Origin of the sequence: Thalassovita taeanensis, from assembly GCF_900110775.1 — a bacterium.
Taxonomy (GTDB): Bacteria; Pseudomonadota; Alphaproteobacteria; order Rhodobacterales; family Rhodobacteraceae; genus Litorimicrobium; species Litorimicrobium taeanense.
Map to the genome: position 1 here is coordinate 374813 of NZ_FOEP01000003.1, position 15562 is coordinate 390374.

A 15562-nucleotide genomic window follows, 5' to 3' on the forward strand; every position below is an offset into this window, starting at 1 on the left:
GCTCTGATCCGTGACAGATTTGCACGGCAAATCAATATCACAGATCCGTCAGGTCATAGATAAAGCCTATCGTTTGTCGCCAATCTCCGAAAGCGACTGCGCTTGCGCCAAAAGCGCCGTCAGCACCGGCGTATGCGGTTCGCGGTGCGGCGCAATCAGCCCGACACTGTGCACAGCATCGGGATTGCGGATCGCAACCGCTGCCAACGCTCCGCCCTGAAGAAAGATTTCCGCCGCCTTCACCGGCAGGATCGTGACCCAACCGCCGCTCAGAACATGGCTGATTAGCACGATCAAGGAAGAGGCCTCGACCGTCGGCGCCACCGCCACGCCCGCTTCTTCAAGATGCTGCGTGATGATCCGCCGGTTCTGCATGTCCGGCGTCAGCAGGCACAGTGGCAGCGCGCCCAGATCGCCCCAGCTGACCTGCGCCTGACCCGCCAACGGATGATCGCGCCGCACCACCAAAACATAGCGCTCGGCATAGATCGGCACCGTCGTCACCCGCCCCAGCGGCTCGTTATCCAAATAGGAAATACCGGCGTCGATCTGCAAGTTCTCCAGCAGCGCCAGGATCTCGGCCGAGGTGCGCGATAACACCGTGAACCGCACATTCGGATGGCTGCGCGCGAACCCCGTCGTCAGCTTGGCCACCAGCGTCAGCGCCGTCGGGATTACCGCCAGCCGCAGGTTGCCCGACAAGCCCTGCCGCGCCGCGCGCATTTCCTCTTTCATCGTGCGGGCGTCGCCCACGATCCGCCGCGCCCAGTCCAGCACCCGCTGCCCCTCGGGCGTCAGCCCCTGATACCGCGACCCGCGCCACACCAGCATCACGCCCAGCTGTTCCTCCAGCTGCTTGATCGCCGCCGACAGCGTCGGTTGCGTCACGCCGCAGGCCTCTGCCGCGCGGCCAAAATGCTGCTCCCGTGCCAGCGCGATGAACATATCCAGCTTGTCGATCATCCGGCGACTATTGCCGCATTTGGCGGGTTCGGAAAGGGGCCGCAACAGCGGCACCGCTCACACAACAGCAGATCGGGCGCCACAGCGCCCGTTGCTTCGGATCAAAACTGGGCAGGGCGGCGCGTTAGGCCGCCAGCCCCTTCGATCCCATCTCAAGGTATTTCTTGCGCCGGTCCGTGACCAGCTTCTTGGGCTTCTGTCCGTTGATCTCGGCCAGCATCAAGGCGATCGTCTCGCCCACCGCCTTGATCGCAGTCTCCTTGCCGCGATGCGCGCCGCCCATCGGTTCGGGAATGATCCGGTCGGCCACACCCAGCTTCTTCAGATCCTGCGCCGTCAGCCGCAGTGCCTCGGCGGCTTCGCGCATTTTTTCGGAATCCTTCCACAGGATGCTGGCGCAGCCCTCTGGCGAGATCACCGAATATACCGAATGCTCCAGCATCGCCACGCGGTTCGCCGTGGCAAAGGCCACCGCACCGCCCGACCCGCCTTCGCCAATGATGACGCTGATCAGCGGCACCCCAACCTGCAGACATTTCTCGGTCGAACGCGCAATTGCCTCGGACTGGCCGCGCTCCTCCGCGCCCTTACCCGGATAGGCGCCGGGCGTGTCCACCAGCGTGATGATCGGCAGACCAAACTTGTCGGCCATCTCCATCAGGCGGATCGCCTTGCGGTATCCTTCGGGCCGCGCCATGCCGAAATTGCGCTCGATCCGGCTTTTGGTGTCATTGCCCTTCTCGTGGCCGATCACCATCACCGGCTGATCGTTGAACCGTGCCAAACCGCCCATGACCGCGTGATCATCGGCAAAGTTCCGGTCCCCGGCCAGCGGCGTGTATTCCGTGAACAGTGCCTCGATGTAATCCTTGCAATGCGGCCGGTCGGGGTGGCGCGCCACCTGACATTTCCGCCAAGGCGTCAGCCCCTTGTAAAGATCGCGCAGCAGATCGGCGGCTTTCTTGTCCAGCGCCACCGCCTCGGCCTCGATATCCATCTCCTCATTCTGTCGCGCCATGGCGCGCAGTTCTTCGGCTTTGCCTTCAATCTCGGCAAGCGGGCGTTCGAAGTCGAGGTAATTGGTCATCCGCGTCTCTCCAGCATGGTTGGCTGAATATATGGCGCCCTGCGCGTCCAGATGCAACACGGCAAGATTTGCGACATCAAGACATGCCATGATCCCCCCACGGGCATGTTATGATTTCTTCACGAGGTGGAGGATCGCAATGCAAAACCCCGAATCCGGCAGTTGCGCGGACAAGATGCTGCGCCACATCCATGCCGCCGCCACCCCGGCTGATCCTGAAACCCATATCTGTCTACCGTTGACGTGATTGCCATGGACAAGCTCGATTTCCGCAAACGCGACCGCGCGCTTTATGCCGCCAAAGCCGGGCAGTGGTCCCGGCTGAACGTTCCGCCGATCCTGACGCTGCGCATCGAAGGGCAGGGCGATCCGAACGGCCCGACCTATGCCCGTGCCCTTGCCGCGCTGTATCCGCTGGCCTACGGGATCAAATTCGCCGCCAAGGCGCGCGGCGCCGATTTCGCCGTACCCCCGCTCGAGGCGCTGTGGTGGGCCGATGACCCCGCCGCCTTCACCACCGGCGATCGCGCCGTCTGGCGCTGGGCTGCATGTCTACGCGTTCCGGACGACACCGCGCAAACCGCGCTTGATCAAGCCCGCACCGCCACTCTGTCCAAGCGCCGCACGACCGCCGACCCCGAGGCGCTGGCAGAGGTCCACCTTGCGCCGCTGGACGAAGGCGATTGCCTGCAAACCCTGCACATTGGTCCATATACCGCCGAGGCCCCGGTGCTGGTCGATCTGCACTGCGTGGTGATGCCAGGCCTCGGGCTGACCTTCAACGGCCCACATCACGAGATCTATCTCTCCGACCCCCGCCGCGTGGCTCCGGGCCGGCTGAAAACGCTGCTGCGTCAGCCCGTCCGCCCACTTTGAAACGGCCTCAGCGTTGTGCCGCGATTTCCAGAACCTTGGCAAATTGCGCCGGGCTCAGAACCTCGCGCCAATGATCAACGCAGCCGGATCGCATCATCAACAGCTCGGTTTCCGCCGTGCCGATCTGTTCCGCCAGCGCTTGCCGCTCGGCCACCAGTGCCCCGGTGTTGATCGCCGCGCGCAACTGCGCCCGCAAGGCAATGGCCTCGGCCTCCTTGGCCATGCGCTTGGCTGGCATCGTCGCCATCCACGCCTTCAGATCGGCGCGCTGTTCCGCCGTCAGCTCCAGCGCTTCGGCGTTTTTCACGATGACCGGCGTATAGGCGACGATGGGCGCCGACAGCTCGGATCGCGGCGCAGCAGTGGCGCCCGTGGCCATGGCGCAGACCAGCGCAGCAAACAGGATAAACGGTTTCATAAGGCTCTCCCAAATCGTCGCGCCCATGGTGGCGCGCGACCGACCCTAGAAGCGCGGTGAAACCGGGCTTTGATATACATCAAGTAAATGGAATGTATTGACAGCCCGGCATCAAACCGCCAATCCCGCCCGCAACGCCAACGCGGGCGAGCTGAGCACTGGCACGCCAAGATCGCCCAAGACCTCGGCCGCCCCCGCCATCGACGCCTGCGCCAGAACCACACAGTCTGGAACCACACAGCCCGGCTGCCCCGCAAGGATCGCCTCGCGCAGCGAGGCCGCCAGCGCGTGGGCAAATCCCGCCCCATCACCCGCTTCAAACAACGGCCAGTGCTGGCCCAGGAACAGCGGCACCACCGCGCTGTTGTTTCCTGCCGCCGCCATCTCGTGTCGCAACAGTGCCAAGCTCGGGCCTTCGGTCGATCGCAGGCAATAGGCCAGCATCACCGCGCCGCCCGCCTCGGCGGCGGCCTGCATCATTGGCTGATCAATCCGGATCGCCCCCGCCGCCCCGGCCACTGGCCCCAACGTGGTGCAACTGCACAGCACCTTGCCGCCCGCCGCCGCGATCTCCTCGGTAATCTCGGCGGTCAGCGCACCGTCAATGCCGCCCTGCGCCCGCGCCAGCCAATCGGCCCGCACCACATGCCGCAGCACCGCCCCCGGCGCAATCCGGTCGCGCAGCGCCTCAAATGTGGCGCGATGCACCTCGGCAGTATGGATCAGGGTCAGGCTCATCCGAACTCGGCATAAACCACCGGCACCAACGAGGCCACCAGCAATGCCGCCATGCCCCAGTTGAACACTCGCAACCGCAGCCGGTTCGACAACAGCCGCCGCATCTGCTGCCCCATCACCGTCCAGGTGCTGATGCACGGCAGGTTGATCAGGCCGAACGCCAGCGCCACCCACAGGATCGACAGAACTGACCGCTCGGGCGCGTACATTGTGATCGCCGTCAGCGCCATCTGCCAGGCCTTGGGATTGACCCATTGAAACAGCGCCGCCTGTATGAATGTCATCGGCCGCCCGGTGGAGTCGCGCGTGTCCGGCATATCCGCATGGGCGATTTTCCAGGCCAGCCACAGCAGATACAGCACGCCCACCACCTTCAGGATCGTGTGGGTCACCGGCACCGCATCGAAAATCTGGATCAGCCCGACCCCCACCAGAATGATCATCACGGTAAACCCGATCCCGATCCCCAGCATATGCGGGATCGACCGGCGAAAGCCGAAATTGGCCCCCGAGGCCATGAGCATCAGATTGTTCGGCCCCGGCGTGATCGACGCGACAAAGGCAAAGGCCGCAAGGGCCGTAAGGATTTCATATGTCATGTCCGCAGAAATATGCGAAACCCTGCGCATTGAAATTGATATTTTGTGCGGATGTCATCTATGTTTGCAACAAATGACCAAGCTTGACCCCATAAACCACCGTATATTGCACGAGCTGACCCGCGATGGCCGGATCAGCAATATCGAGCTGGCCGATCGCGTCGGCCTCTCGCCCTCGGCCTGCCTGCGCCGGGTGCAAGAGCTGGAACGCTCCGGCGTGATCTCCGGGTACCGCGCGGTGCTGAACCCGGTTGCGATGGGCACCGGCTTTACTGCCTATATCACCGTCGGCCTCAACACCCACACCAAGGCCAGCCAAGAGGCGTTCGAGCGCTCGATTTCGCGCGCGCCAGAGGTGCGCGAATGCCACAACATCACCGGCGCGGTGGAATATCTGCTGCGGGTCGAGGCCGCAGATCTGGCCGCCTACAAACGCTTTCACACCGATGTGCTGGGCACCCTGCCACAGGTGCATGCGATCACCTCTTATGTCGTGATGGGCTCGTCCAAGGACGACCGCGCCTGAGCACTGCGCCCGACGCGCACGAGCGCGCGGAGGGCGCGCGCCCAGCGGTTGAGGATATGGCAAGCGGACAGGGCGCGGTGCACAGTCTGGGCGGAACAAAAAACGGCGGGCCGATCAGATCGGCCCGCCGTTTTTGCTGCATCTGCGATATGCATGTGATGTGCATGATATGTGCATGCAAATCACATCGCTTTTTGGGGCCTTAGCCTTTGATCATTTCCGACTGGCGCACGATCACTTCGGCCTGCTTGATGCTGGCGATATCGACCAGACGGCCCTTGTAAACCGTGGCACCTTCGCCGTTGGCTTTGGCCGTTTCCATCGCAGCCAGAATCTCGCGCGCTTCGGCTACTGCTTCCTCGGACGGGGTGAAAACCTCGTTGGCCAGCGCGATCTGTTTTGGGTGGATCGCCCATTTCCCAACCATGCCCAGCGTGGCCGAACGGCGCGCCTGTGCGCGGAACCCTTCGTCATCGCTGAAGTCGCCATAAGGGCCATCGACCGGCAGAACGCCATGGGTGCGGCAGGCAGCGACGATCGCGGTCTGCGCCCAATGCCACGGGTCGGACCAGTGCTTGGTGCCGTCGTGTAGCATATAATAGTTTTCCTGCGTCCCGCCGATCCCGGTGGTCTGCATGCCCATCGAAGCCGCAAAATCCGCGGCCCCCAAGGACATAGCTTGCAGGCGCGGCGACGACGCGGCGATTTCCTCGACGTGGGCAATGCCTGCGGCACTTTCGATGATCACCTCAAAGCTGATCGGCTTGGTCCGGCCCTTGGCACGCTCGACCGCAGTGGCCAGCGCGTCCACGGCGTATACATCAGCGGCGCATCCCACTTTCGGGATCATGATCTGGTCCAGCCGGTCGCCGGCCTGTTCCAGCAGGTCCACCACATCGCGATACCAATAGGGTGTGTCCAACCCATTGATCCGCACCGACATATATTTCGTGCCCCAATCCAGCGTGTTGAGCGCCTCGATGATATTGGCGCGCGCGCTGTCCTTGTCCGACGGGGCCACTGAATCTTCCAGATCAAGGTTGATCACATCCGCCGCACTGGACGCCATTTTCTCAAAAATCGCAGGGCGCGACCCCGGTCCGAAAAGCTGGCAACGGTTGGGACGGGCAGGCGCGGTGGGTTGAATGCGAAAACTCATGGGTGGCGTCCTTCGTGTAAGGAAATTGCGTTTTTCTAGGTGCGAGAGTTATTAAATTGCGCATATCTTCGCAAGCCAATTTTGCGTCTGCGGCAGGGCTGCTGCGATGCGGCGAAGACTGTTGGGCGTCGCGCGCTGACGCGTGAAGGTTCTGCGAAAAAATTCAGCAACACTCGAAGAATCTTGCGTGCTGCGGGTGCAGCATGACGGATTTGCAATCCAATCCCGCCGCGAATCCTAGACACTGTGCGTCAACACCTGTGGAAAGGCCCCAAGATGATCGAGACCCCATATCTTCTGTTTCTGGGCGATGCGCCCGACATGCTGTCCTCTAAGGTTGCCCAGGGCATCAAGGACTGGCGGCCTGAATTCGCTGTGGGTCAGTTCCGCATGGAAGGCTGCAAGGCCGATCTGAAGCTGCCCGACATGACGCTGGAAGAAGCGAAGGCCGCAGGCGTCAAAACGCTGGTCATCGGCGTGGCCAACCGGGGCGGATACATCTCTCCCGCGTGGAAGAAAGTGTTGGTGATGGCGCTGGAAGAAGGGTTCGATCTGGCGTCTGGATTGCACAACCTGCTGCGCGACGAACCCGAACTGGCCGCTGTGGCCGAGGCCACTGGCCAAACGCTGCATGACGTGCGCGTGCCCAGCGTTGAATACCCGATCGCCAATGGCGTGAAGCGCACCGGCAAGCGCTGCTTGGCCGTGGGCACAGATTGCTCGGTCGGCAAGATGTACACCGCGCTGTGCATGGAAAAGGAAATGCGCGCGCGTGGCATGAATGCCGATTTCCGCGCCACCGGTCAGACCGGGATCCTGATCACGGGTAACGGTGTGCCACTGGATGCGGTGATCGCCGATTTCATGGCGGGGTCCGTTGAGTGGCTGACCCCGGACAATGACGCTGATCACTGGGATCTGATCGAAGGTCAGGGCAGCCTGTTCCACGTCTCATATTCCGGGGTGACCATGGCGTTGATCCACGGCGGTCAACCTGATGCGCTGATCGTGTGTCACGAACCCACCCGTGTCCACATGCGCGGCCTGCCCGGATACCAACTGCCGCAGCTGGAAGAGGTCCGCGACATGGCGCTGACGCTGGCGCGTGTGGCCAATCCGGCCTGTCAGGTAGTCGGCTACTCGATCAACACGCAGCACATGGCCGAGGACGAGGCCCGCGCCTATCTGGCCGAAGTCGAAAGCCGACTGGGCCTGCCTGCCACCGATCCGTTCCGCTTTGGCGCGGCTAATCTGGTGGACGCGCTGGAAGCGATCTGATCAAACTCGGGCCGGGCTGCCGTTGGAAACAGCCCGACTTTTGAGTGTTTTTGACAAGATGAAAAGAGGCGAGCGCGTGCAGATCACCGTTGAGAAAGACATTTTCCGTCTGGCACAGGTCTTCACGATCAGCCGTGGATCCCGGACCGAGGCACAGGTTCTGACCGTGCGGATCAGCGATGGTGGCGTGACCGGTTGGGGCGAATGCGTGCCCTATGCGCGTTATGGCGAGACGTTGGAAAGCGTGACGGCAGAGATCGAGGCGCTGGGCACATCGTTTGATCGCACCACGTTGCAGGGGCTGCTGCCCGCAGGCGCCGCGCGCAATGCGCTGGACTGCGCGTTGTGGGATCTTGAGGCGAAAAAGACCGGCAAGCGCGTGTGGGAACTGGCCGGTCTGGCCGCCCCTGGCCCCGAGATCACCGCCTATACACTGTCGCTGGCCTCGCCCGAGGCGATGCGCGCGCAGGCGGCGAAAAATGCGTTTCGCCCGCTGCTGAAGATCAAGCTGGGCACGCCCGACGATATGCCCCGGCTGGAGGCCGTGCGCGCAGGCGCGCCGCAGTCAACCATCATCGTCGATGCCAACGAGGGCTGGTCGGCCGAGGTTTATGCCAGCCTTGCACCGCATCTGGTGCGGCTGGGCGTGGCGCTGGTCGAGCAACCCTTGCCCGCCAGCGATGACGCGGCGCTGATCGGGATGGCGCGGCCGGTGCCGGTCTGTGCCGATGAAAGCTGCCATGACCGGGCGTCGCTTGCCGGGCTGAAGGGCAAGTACGATGTGGTCAATATCAAGCTGGACAAGACCGGCGGCCTGACCGAAGCGCTGGCGCTGCGGGATGCTGCTTTGGCGGATGGTTACAAGGTCATGGTCGGCTGCATGGTTGGCAGCTCGCTGGCAATGGCGCCTGCCACGCTGGTGGCGCAGGGCGCGATGGTAACAGACCTTGACGGGCCGCTTCTGTTGGCCGAAGACCGTGAAAACGCATTGCAATTCGACGCGCAGGGTGTGCACCCGCCCGTCGCAGCCCTTTGGGGATAAGGAGACGCCCATGACTCGCACTGTTTACGTAAACGGAGAGTACCTGCCGGAAACCGAGGCCAAAGTCTCGATCTTCGACCGTGGGTTCCTGATGGCGGACGGCGTCTATGAGGTGACCAGCGTACTGGGCGGCAAGCTGATTGATTTTGGCGGCCATGCTGCGCGGCTGGAACGGTCCCTGACCGAGCTGGACATGGGATGCCCCGTCACCATGGACGAGCTGCTGGCGATCCACCGCGAGTTGGTAAAGCTGAACGACATCGACGAGGGGATGATTTACCTGCAAATCACCCGCGGCGCACCGGGCGATCGTGACTTTGTGTTCCCCGACCCCGAAACCACCAAGCCGACCATCGTTCTGTTCACTCAGAACAAGCCCGGAATGGCCAATACTCCGGCGGCCAAAGTCGGCCTCAAGGTGATTTCCATCGAGGACATCCGCTGGGGTCGCCGCGATATCAAGACGGTGCAGTTGCTGTACCCGTCGATGGGCAAGATGATGGCCAAGAAGGCCGGTGCTGATGATGCTTGGCTGGTCGAAGACGGCTCTGTGACCGAAGGCACCAGCAACAATGCCTATATCGTCAAGGGCGGCAAGATCATCACCCGGAACCTGACCAAAGACATCCTGCACGGCATCACCCGTGCCGCGGTTCTGCGCTTTGCCCGCGAGGCACAGATGGAGGTCGAAGAACGCCCTTTCACGATCGAGGAAGCGCAAGCTGCCGATGAGGCCTTTGTAACGTCGGCCAGCGCCTTCGTCATGCCCGTGGTCGAGATCGACGGCGCAAAAATCGGCACCGGCACCCCGGGTCCGGTGGCCGTGCGCCTGCGCGAGATCTATCTGGAAGAAAGCCTGAAGACCGCGATCTGAAGGATTTAACGCGGCGGATGCGCTTTTAACGCGTGTCTGCCCTGTCACATTTACCTTCCTGCTTGCAATTTGACCTGTGACTTTGTCCAAATACCCGCAGACCTTTGCGGGTATGGGGGAAGTCATGCGAACATGGATCGGATTGGCGGTACTGGCGCTGGGCGTGGCCGGGATGGGCCTGTGGGGCAGCAACCATCAGGCCACCCGGATGCAGGCGCGCGTGGCCGATGGCGCCGCGGCGGTTGGGGCCAGTTCCGTGCACGGCGTGGAAACCAAAGTGGCCGGGCGCGACATCTATGTTGCCGGTCTGGCGGATGGCCCGCAGGAACATGAGGCGCTTTTGACCGCGCTTGATGCGGTGCCGGGGCGACGTGCCGTTCATGATGATCTGATAGTGCTTGAGGTGGTAACGCCGTTCCACCTGCGCGCTCAAAGGGGGGCAGGGGGCGTCACCTATGACGGGGTTGTGCCCAGTGAGGCGGCCCGCGACACACTGGCAGAGCGGATTGGCGCGACAGTGGCCGGGGGGCTTCCGGTCGCGGCGGGTGCCCCTGTGGGGTGGGTTCAGGCTGTGGAACATGGCCTTGATGCACTGGATCAGCTTAAAACCGGCGATCTGTCCGTGTCGGATCAGCACCTGACCCTGACAGGGTTGGCCGCAACTCCGGTTGAGGCGGGCAAAGCCGAAGCGGTCTTGGCCGAGTTGCCCGAGGGGTTTTCGGCGGAAACCCGGATCGACACCGAGGACGATGGCAAACCGCTTTCGCTGTTCGTCAGTTTCGATGGCAAGAAGGCGGTGGCGCAGGGAAAGCTGCCCAAGGGCATAGCCGCAGGAATACTCGCGCGCGGCTCTGGCCTGCCGGGATTGGAAGGCGAGGCCAGCAACGCGCAGATCCGCGATGACAGTGGACTGTGGCCCGGCATCGCTGAGCTGGGTCTGGCGGCGCTGGCCCAACTTGAAAACGGTGCCCTTGCGATCGAAGGTGTGGCGCTACACCTGTCGGGCGAAGCAACGCCCGAGGGCAAGGTCAAGGCCGAGGCGCTTCTAGATAAGTTGCCCAATTCGGTGCTGGCGGTCAGCGTCATCACGCTGTTTGATGACGGCGCGCCCTTTGCGATGTCGGCGCAGCTGTCGGACGGCACAATCACGGCCACAGGCAAGCTGCCCGCCGAGCTGACACCTGAGGCTTTGTCCGTCGTGGCGGGCGCGGAGTGGGCACAGGCCTATATCTCCGATGAGGACAACCGGTTCACTGCGGCGGCTCGGGCCGGATTGGCGGCGCTGCGCGCGCTTGAGGATGGAACGCTTGAGGTCACCGCAGAGGCTTTGCACCTGAGTGGCACCGCACGCACACCGCACGAAGCGGCACAGGCAGAAGAGGCGCTTTTGGCGCTGCCCGGCGGGATCGAACCGGTGGTGGTGATGGATTTTCTGGATGACGGCACAGCCTATGCGATGGCTTTGGATTACAACGCCGCAACGGGGGCGACCCTGTCGGGCAAGCTGCCTGCGGGTCTGACCCCGGCGCAGGTGAGCCGCCTTCTGGGGCTGGCAGAGGTGCCCAGTACAGCCACCGAAGGGCTGATTGTTCAGAAGGCTATCGCGCAGGAGGTGCTGGCCGCGCTCGCCCTGTGGCTGCCCGAGTTTGAGACCCTGAAGGCCGAGATATCTGAAGAGGCGACTGTGGTGCAGGGGCTGACGTCGCCCGGTGTTGACGTTGAATTGCTGACTGCGGCCCTAAGCCGGTCGTTGCCCGAAGGGGCAACTGTGGCGGTTAATCTGTCCGGGGATTTGCCGGTTGCGGGCACGACGCGGGTGAATGCCGCGACCGGCGCGGCAGAGCAGTTCTTGGATGGCTTCTGGTTGCCAGAGGTGATGTTTGAGCCGTCAGAACAAAGCTGCCCGGCGCAATCAGATGCTGTTTTGGCGCAGCACAGGGTCAATTTCGTGACCGGCTCGGCGCGGCTTGATGCGGGGTCGGTCCGGGCGGTGAATGCTTTGGCCAGCGTGATGACCGCCTGCATTGCCAATGTGGGTTTGGTGGCGGAACTGGGCGGGCACACCGATGCACAGGGCAGCGATGCGGCCAATATTGTCTTGTCGCAGGCCCGCGCCGATGCGGTGCGCGCGGCGCTGATTGCGCGGGGTGTTCCGGCAGAGGCGTTGAGCGCTGTGGGGTATGGCGCAAGTCAGCCGGTGGCGGATAACGCAACCGACGAGGGGCGCGCCAGCAACCGCCGCACCACGGTGGCCTGGGCAGCAAAGCCATTATCGGACGATTAAAACGGGAGAAGTCATATGTTTCGAAACTGGGGTTTCTTGATGTCTGAAATGATCGGCCTGCTGATCCTTGCCGCGCTGTTGGGGCTGCTGGTGGGCTGGTGGATCTGGGCGCGCGGTCGGGATGGGGCGACGGCGCCTGTCGTCTCCTCTGGTGGGGCTGACGCGGTGGCGCACCGGCAGCTGTCAGACGATCTGACGCGCTGTCGCACGGCGCAAGAGCGAAGCGCGGCGCGGATTGCCGAGCTTGAGGCCGAGCTGGCGGCGCGTGTGTCCACGCCTGACAGCACCCCATCCGCCTTTGCGGCAGTGCCCGGCGGCGACAGCATGGCCCCGGCCGCGACCGAATTGCAGGGCGATGTGGCACCCGTGGATCTGGATGGCGACGGCGAAGTGGATGGGCTGTCTGATGCGGATCGCCCGGCGGCGCTGGCTGAGGCGCGTGGCGGACAGCCGGATGACCTGAAACGGATCAGGGGGATCGGTCCGAAGCTGGAACAGCTGTGCCACAGCCTTGGCTTCTTTCATTTCGATCAGATCGCGGGCTGGACCGACCGGGAAATCACGTGGGTCGACGCCAATCTGACCGGGTTCAAAGGCCGGGTCAGCCGCGACAACTGGATGGAGCAGGCAAAGGCCTTGGCCGCAGGCAGCGAAACAGAGTTTTCGCGCCGGGTGGACAAGGGAGATGTCTACTGAGGGCGCGATGCGGGCCCCGGCGGATCAGTCCTTGGGGGCGGTGACGTTTTCGCGGAAGGCGACCTCGAACTCGGCCTGCTTTTCCGGGCTGGCCTCGGTCTGGCTTTGCGCCTTCCAGTCGTCATAGGGCATGCCATAGTAGATCTCGCGCGCCTCGTCCTTGCTCATCTCGATTCCACGGGCGTTGGCGGCCTCCTGATACCAGCGCGACAGGCAGTTGCGGCAAAACCCGGCCAGATTCATCAGGTCGATATTCTGCACATCGGTCCGCTTTTCCATCAGATGCGCGCGCAGGGCGCGAAAGGCGGCGGCCTCTATTTCAATCCGGGTCTGATCGTCCATCGGGGTCTCCTTGGTCAAAGAACGCGTTTGGCATAGGTGGCGCGGGCCATGTCGGCCACATCGACCGACAGGCTGCCGACATCTGGTAACATCTGATCCATAACGCCTAGGATCGTGGCCGTTAACCCGGCTTTAGTCGCATCGTCTCGCCCTGCGAGCAAAAACAACTCGGCATGGGCAAAGCTCTGCGGCTCGGTCCCGATGCGGAAAAAATCATGCGGGCGAGCGCGGATTTTCAGCGATGTGGGATCGGGGATCGCTGGGTCTGCTGCCATGGCGGCAAAAAGCGCGTCGCATAGCGCCTGCATGTCATGGCGTGTTTCAAGCCCGGCGGAATAGTCGATCACGATATGGGGCATGGGCTGGGGTTACACTCCGCTGTCGGTCAGCGCCTGTTCAAGGATCGGCGCCAGCCGTTTGGCCCAATCCTGCTGATGCTGAGGGGTTTCGATCAGGTCATTGCGCAGCTCAACCAGAACATTTGGCCGCTGATAGGCAAGCGCGTGCCGGGCAATCGCGTCGCCGGGCAGGTGGCCGCCGTAGGGTTCGTTTTCGCCGACGCAAAGGTCGTGCTCCTGCTCCAACCGTCGCAGCAGCGGCTTGGCCAGCCGTGCGTCAGCGGCATAGAGCAGGCCAATATGCCAAGGCCGTGGCTCGCGTCCCTGAAGCTGGCGGGTGAAGCTGTGGATCGACAGGATCACCGTGTCATCACGCCGCGCGGCCAGTTCGCTCAGCGCCGTGTGATAGGGCCGGTAGCAGGCGTTCAGCCGCTGTTCCAGCTCGTCCGGTCCGGCATGGCGGTTGGCGGGAATGATCGTGCCATCGTAGAGCTTCATCAGCAGGGTCGGGTCGTCCTCGCCCCGGTTTGGATCAATCACCAACCGCGAGAAATTCGACAGGATTGCGGGCGCATCCAACGCATCGGCCAGCGCGCGTGTGACGCCTGCCGCGCCCACATCATAGGCAATGTGACGCTCCATATCGCCGCGTGCCAGACCAAGCTGGCCATTGCCGACAAAAGGCGGCACCGTATTGGCGGCATGATCGCAGGTGATCAGCCAGCGCGAGGGGCGGTCCGCCCCAATGATTTCAAAGGGGGTGTATGTCATGCGGTTGTCATTTCCTTTGACCACGCTCTAGGACAGAATAGCGGGAAATGGAATTGTCGTTCGCCCGCAGAACGCGATATGAATACAATAACCTAAGAAAAACAGTGAGGACGAGCCGGATGAGACGCTTTCGCAATGTAAAAATCGTGGCCACCCTGGGCCCGGCATCAAATGACTATGCGATGATCCGCGCCCTGCACGAGGCCGGAGCCGACGTGTTTCGTCTGAACATGAGCCACGGAGACCACGACGAAATTCGCGCCCGCCACGCGATCATCCGCCAGATCGAGCGTGATTTGGATAGCCCGATCGCCATTCTGGCAGATCTTCAGGGGCCAAAGTTGCGGGTGGGAACCTTTGCGCGTGGTGAGGAAGACTTGGCTGAGGGCGCAGCCTTCCGTCTGGATCTGGACGAGGCTGAGGGCGATGCTAGCCGCGTCTGCCTGCCGCACCCCGAGATTTTTGCAGCGCTGGAAGAGGGCGCAAGCCTGCTGGTCAACGATGGTAAAATCCGTCTGCGGGTCACGGCCTGTGGTACTGATTTCGCCGATTGCGTCGTTGTGAATGGCGGCACGATTTCCAATCGCAAGGGGGTGAACGTTCCCGATGTGGAGTTGCCATTGGCCGCCCTGTCGGAAAAAGACCGCCGTGATCTGGAGTTTGTCTGCCAGCTTGGCGTGGACTGGCTGGCGCTGTCCTTCGTGCAGCGCCCCGAGGATGTGCACGAGGCTCGCACATTGGCGGACGGTCGCGCCGCGATCCTGTCAAAAATCGAGAAACCTTCGGCCGTGGCCAAGTTTGATGATATTTTGGCAGTCAGTGACGGCATCATGGTTGCGCGCGGTGATCTGGGGGTCGAACTGCCGGTGCAGAACGTGCCGCCGATCCAGAAGCGTCTGATCCGCAAATGCCGGATCGCGGCCAAGCCGGTGATTGTGGCGACCCAGATGTTGGAAAGCATGATCGAATCGCCGATGCCGACGCGCGCCGAAGTGTCTGACGTGGCCACCGCCATCTATGAAGGTGCGGATGCAATCATGCTGTCGGCTGAATCCGCTGCAGGTAATTATCCGATCGAGGCGGTGACGACGATGGACAATGTCGCCATCGAAGTGGAAGGCGACCCGACCTACCGCGAGGTGATCGAGGCATCGCGCAGCGCGAACCGCAAGTCGGTTGCTGGCGGCATTGTTGCCGCCGCGCGTGAGATTGCCGAGACGACAGATATCAAGGCGATCTGCTGTTTTACGCAATCGGGCACGACCGCTCTTTTGACGGCGCGTGAACGCCCGCGCGTGCCGATTATCGCGCTGACCTCGCAACGCGGCACCGCGCGGCGGTTGGTGCTCAGTTGGGGCACGCACTGCGTAATGACCGGCGAGCTTGAGCGGTTCAAGCAAGCGGTGGTCAATGCCGCGCGTGCGGCACGCACTGGGGGCTATGCCACGGAAGCGGATCAGATCGTTGTCGTGGCCGGGGTGCCGTTCAACATGCCGGGCACGACGAATATCCTGCGTGTCGCGCCCTGCGCCGAACATTTGATTTTTGCCTCTGATCCGGAGTAGGCTGCC

Annotated in this window: 17 protein-coding genes; 8 read left to right on the top strand and 9 right to left on the bottom strand. The window is 62.8% G+C overall.

Annotated elements, in window-relative coordinates:
- Positions 1–66: 66 nt before the first annotated feature.
- Positions 67–963, bottom strand: a complete 897-nt coding sequence (locus BSF79_RS06550; RefSeq protein ID WP_090269047.1) for a LysR family transcriptional regulator — start codon at positions 961–963, stop codon at positions 67–69.
- A gap of 124 nt (positions 964–1087) precedes the next feature.
- The gene (locus tag BSF79_RS06555; RefSeq protein WP_090269108.1) at positions 1088–2050 is read right to left on the bottom strand and encodes an acetyl-CoA carboxylase carboxyltransferase subunit alpha; all 963 of its coding nucleotides are present in this window, start codon (positions 2048–2050) and stop codon (positions 1088–1090) included.
- A gap of 252 nt (positions 2051–2302) precedes the next feature.
- Here BSF79_RS06555 and BSF79_RS06560 point away from each other — a divergent pair, with 252 nt between their 5' ends.
- Positions 2303–2926, top strand: coding sequence for a GyrI-like domain-containing protein (locus tag BSF79_RS06560; RefSeq protein ID WP_090269048.1), 624 nt, complete (start codon positions 2303–2305; stop codon positions 2924–2926).
- A 7-nt stretch (positions 2927–2933) separates the two neighbouring features.
- Here the strand turns inward: BSF79_RS06560 and BSF79_RS06565 are convergent, their stop codons facing one another.
- The 3 genes from BSF79_RS06565 to BSF79_RS06575 form a co-directional block, all read right to left on the bottom strand.
- The gene (locus BSF79_RS06565; protein ID WP_090269049.1) at positions 2934–3344 is read right to left on the bottom strand and encodes a hypothetical protein; all 411 of its coding nucleotides are present in this window, start codon (positions 3342–3344) and stop codon (positions 2934–2936) included.
- Positions 3345–3455: 111 nt separating this feature from the next.
- Positions 3456–4082 carry a hypothetical protein gene (locus BSF79_RS06570; RefSeq protein WP_090269050.1) on the bottom strand — a complete coding sequence of 209 codons (627 nt, stop codon included), beginning with the start codon at positions 4080–4082 and terminating at the stop codon, positions 3456–3458.
- On the bottom strand, positions 4079–4681 hold the full coding sequence (locus tag BSF79_RS06575) for a LysE family translocator (RefSeq protein WP_090269051.1): 603 nt from the start codon (positions 4679–4681) through the stop codon (positions 4079–4081). The genes BSF79_RS06570 and BSF79_RS06575 overlap by 4 nt, the downstream gene beginning before the upstream one ends.
- A 73-nt stretch (positions 4682–4754) precedes the next feature.
- On the opposite strand from BSF79_RS06575, the gene BSF79_RS06580 reads away from it, so the two are divergent.
- Positions 4755–5207 carry an Lrp/AsnC family transcriptional regulator gene (locus tag BSF79_RS06580; protein WP_090269109.1) on the top strand — a complete coding sequence of 151 codons (453 nt, stop codon included), beginning with the start codon at positions 4755–4757 and terminating at the stop codon, positions 5205–5207.
- A gap of 202 nt (positions 5208–5409) precedes the next feature.
- On the opposite strand, the gene BSF79_RS06585 is transcribed toward BSF79_RS06580, so the two are convergent.
- Positions 5410–6366 carry an L-malyl-CoA/beta-methylmalyl-CoA lyase gene (locus BSF79_RS06585; RefSeq protein WP_090269052.1) on the bottom strand — a complete coding sequence of 319 codons (957 nt, stop codon included), beginning with the start codon at positions 6364–6366 and terminating at the stop codon, positions 5410–5412.
- Positions 6367–6642: 276 nt separating this feature from the next.
- On the opposite strand from BSF79_RS06585, the gene dgcN reads away from it, so the two are divergent.
- From dgcN to BSF79_RS06610, 5 genes are all read left to right on the top strand, one after another.
- Positions 6643–7644, top strand: coding sequence for an N-acetyltransferase DgcN (gene dgcN / locus BSF79_RS06590; RefSeq protein ID WP_090269110.1), 1002 nt, complete (start codon positions 6643–6645; stop codon positions 7642–7644).
- Between the two features lie 76 nt (positions 7645–7720).
- Complete coding sequence (dgcA, locus tag BSF79_RS06595) at positions 7721–8686, top strand: N-acetyl-D-Glu racemase DgcA (RefSeq protein WP_090269111.1); 966 nt, start codon at positions 7721–7723, stop codon at positions 8684–8686.
- A gap of 10 nt (positions 8687–8696) precedes the next feature.
- Entirely contained in the window at positions 8697–9560 is an 864-nt protein-coding gene (locus tag BSF79_RS06600) for a D-amino-acid transaminase (RefSeq protein ID WP_090269053.1), read from the top strand.
- Between the two features lie 124 nt (positions 9561–9684).
- Entirely contained in the window at positions 9685–11844 is a 2160-nt protein-coding gene (locus BSF79_RS20210; protein ID WP_175545275.1) for an OmpA family protein, read from the top strand.
- Between the two features lie 39 nt (positions 11845–11883).
- Positions 11884–12540 (top strand): NADH-quinone oxidoreductase subunit E, encoded by a 657-nt coding sequence (locus BSF79_RS06610; RefSeq protein ID WP_090269112.1) that lies wholly within the window; start codon positions 11884–11886, stop codon positions 12538–12540.
- A 24-nt stretch (positions 12541–12564) separates the two neighbouring features.
- Here the strand turns inward: BSF79_RS06610 and BSF79_RS06615 are convergent, their stop codons facing one another.
- From BSF79_RS06615 to BSF79_RS06625, 3 genes are read right to left on the bottom strand one after another with little or no spacing between them, the layout of a single operon-like run.
- Positions 12565–12882, bottom strand: a complete 318-nt coding sequence (locus BSF79_RS06615; RefSeq protein WP_090269055.1) for a DUF1244 domain-containing protein — start codon at positions 12880–12882, stop codon at positions 12565–12567.
- Between the two features lie 14 nt (positions 12883–12896).
- Entirely contained in the window at positions 12897–13241 is a 345-nt protein-coding gene (locus BSF79_RS06620) for a 5-carboxymethyl-2-hydroxymuconate Delta-isomerase (protein WP_090269056.1), read from the bottom strand.
- 9 nt (positions 13242–13250) lie between these two features.
- The gene (locus BSF79_RS06625) at positions 13251–13991 is read right to left on the bottom strand and encodes an N-formylglutamate amidohydrolase (RefSeq protein WP_090269113.1); all 741 of its coding nucleotides are present in this window, start codon (positions 13989–13991) and stop codon (positions 13251–13253) included.
- Positions 13992–14110: 119 nt separating this feature from the next.
- On the opposite strand from BSF79_RS06625, the gene pyk reads away from it, so the two are divergent.
- Entirely contained in the window at positions 14111–15556 is a 1446-nt protein-coding gene (gene pyk / locus BSF79_RS06630) for a pyruvate kinase (protein ID WP_090269057.1), read from the top strand.
- Positions 15557–15562: the final 6 nt, after the last annotated feature.

What these genes read in the sequence shown, in the direction of transcription:
- BSF79_RS06550 (WP_090269047.1), bottom strand. Translation starts at nt 963, where the DNA reads ATGATCGACAAGCTGGATATGTTCATCGCGCTGGCACGGGAGCAGCAT.
- BSF79_RS06555 (WP_090269108.1), bottom strand. Translation starts at nt 2,050, where the DNA reads ATGACCAATTACCTCGACTTCGAACGCCCGCTTGCCGAGATTGAAGGC.
- BSF79_RS06560 (WP_090269048.1), top strand. Translation starts at nt 2,303, where the DNA reads ATGGACAAGCTCGATTTCCGCAAACGCGACCGCGCGCTTTATGCCGCC.
- BSF79_RS06565 (WP_090269049.1), bottom strand. Translation starts at nt 3,344, where the DNA reads ATGAAACCGTTTATCCTGTTTGCTGCGCTGGTCTGCGCCATGGCCACG.
- BSF79_RS06570 (WP_090269050.1), bottom strand. Translation starts at nt 4,082, where the DNA reads ATGAGCCTGACCCTGATCCATACTGCCGAGGTGCATCGCGCCACATTT.
- BSF79_RS06575 (WP_090269051.1), bottom strand. Translation starts at nt 4,681, where the DNA reads ATGACATATGAAATCCTTACGGCCCTTGCGGCCTTTGCCTTTGTCGCG.
- BSF79_RS06580 (WP_090269109.1), top strand. Translation starts at nt 4,755, where the DNA reads ATGACCAAGCTTGACCCCATAAACCACCGTATATTGCACGAGCTGACC.
- BSF79_RS06585 (WP_090269052.1), bottom strand. Translation starts at nt 6,366, where the DNA reads ATGAGTTTTCGCATTCAACCCACCGCGCCTGCCCGTCCCAACCGTTGC.
- dgcN (WP_090269110.1), top strand. Translation starts at nt 6,643, where the DNA reads ATGATCGAGACCCCATATCTTCTGTTTCTGGGCGATGCGCCCGACATG.
- BSF79_RS06600 (WP_090269053.1), top strand. Translation starts at nt 8,697, where the DNA reads ATGACTCGCACTGTTTACGTAAACGGAGAGTACCTGCCGGAAACCGAG.
- BSF79_RS20210 (WP_175545275.1), top strand. Translation starts at nt 9,685, where the DNA reads ATGCGAACATGGATCGGATTGGCGGTACTGGCGCTGGGCGTGGCCGGG.
- BSF79_RS06610 (WP_090269112.1), top strand. Translation starts at nt 11,884, where the DNA reads ATGTCTGAAATGATCGGCCTGCTGATCCTTGCCGCGCTGTTGGGGCTG.
- BSF79_RS06615 (WP_090269055.1), bottom strand. Translation starts at nt 12,882, where the DNA reads ATGGACGATCAGACCCGGATTGAAATAGAGGCCGCCGCCTTTCGCGCC.
- BSF79_RS06620 (WP_090269056.1), bottom strand. Translation starts at nt 13,241, where the DNA reads ATGCCCCATATCGTGATCGACTATTCCGCCGGGCTTGAAACACGCCAT.
- BSF79_RS06625 (WP_090269113.1), bottom strand. Translation starts at nt 13,991, where the DNA reads ATGACATACACCCCCTTTGAAATCATTGGGGCGGACCGCCCCTCGCGC.
- pyk (WP_090269057.1), top strand. Translation starts at nt 14,111, where the DNA reads ATGAGACGCTTTCGCAATGTAAAAATCGTGGCCACCCTGGGCCCGGCA.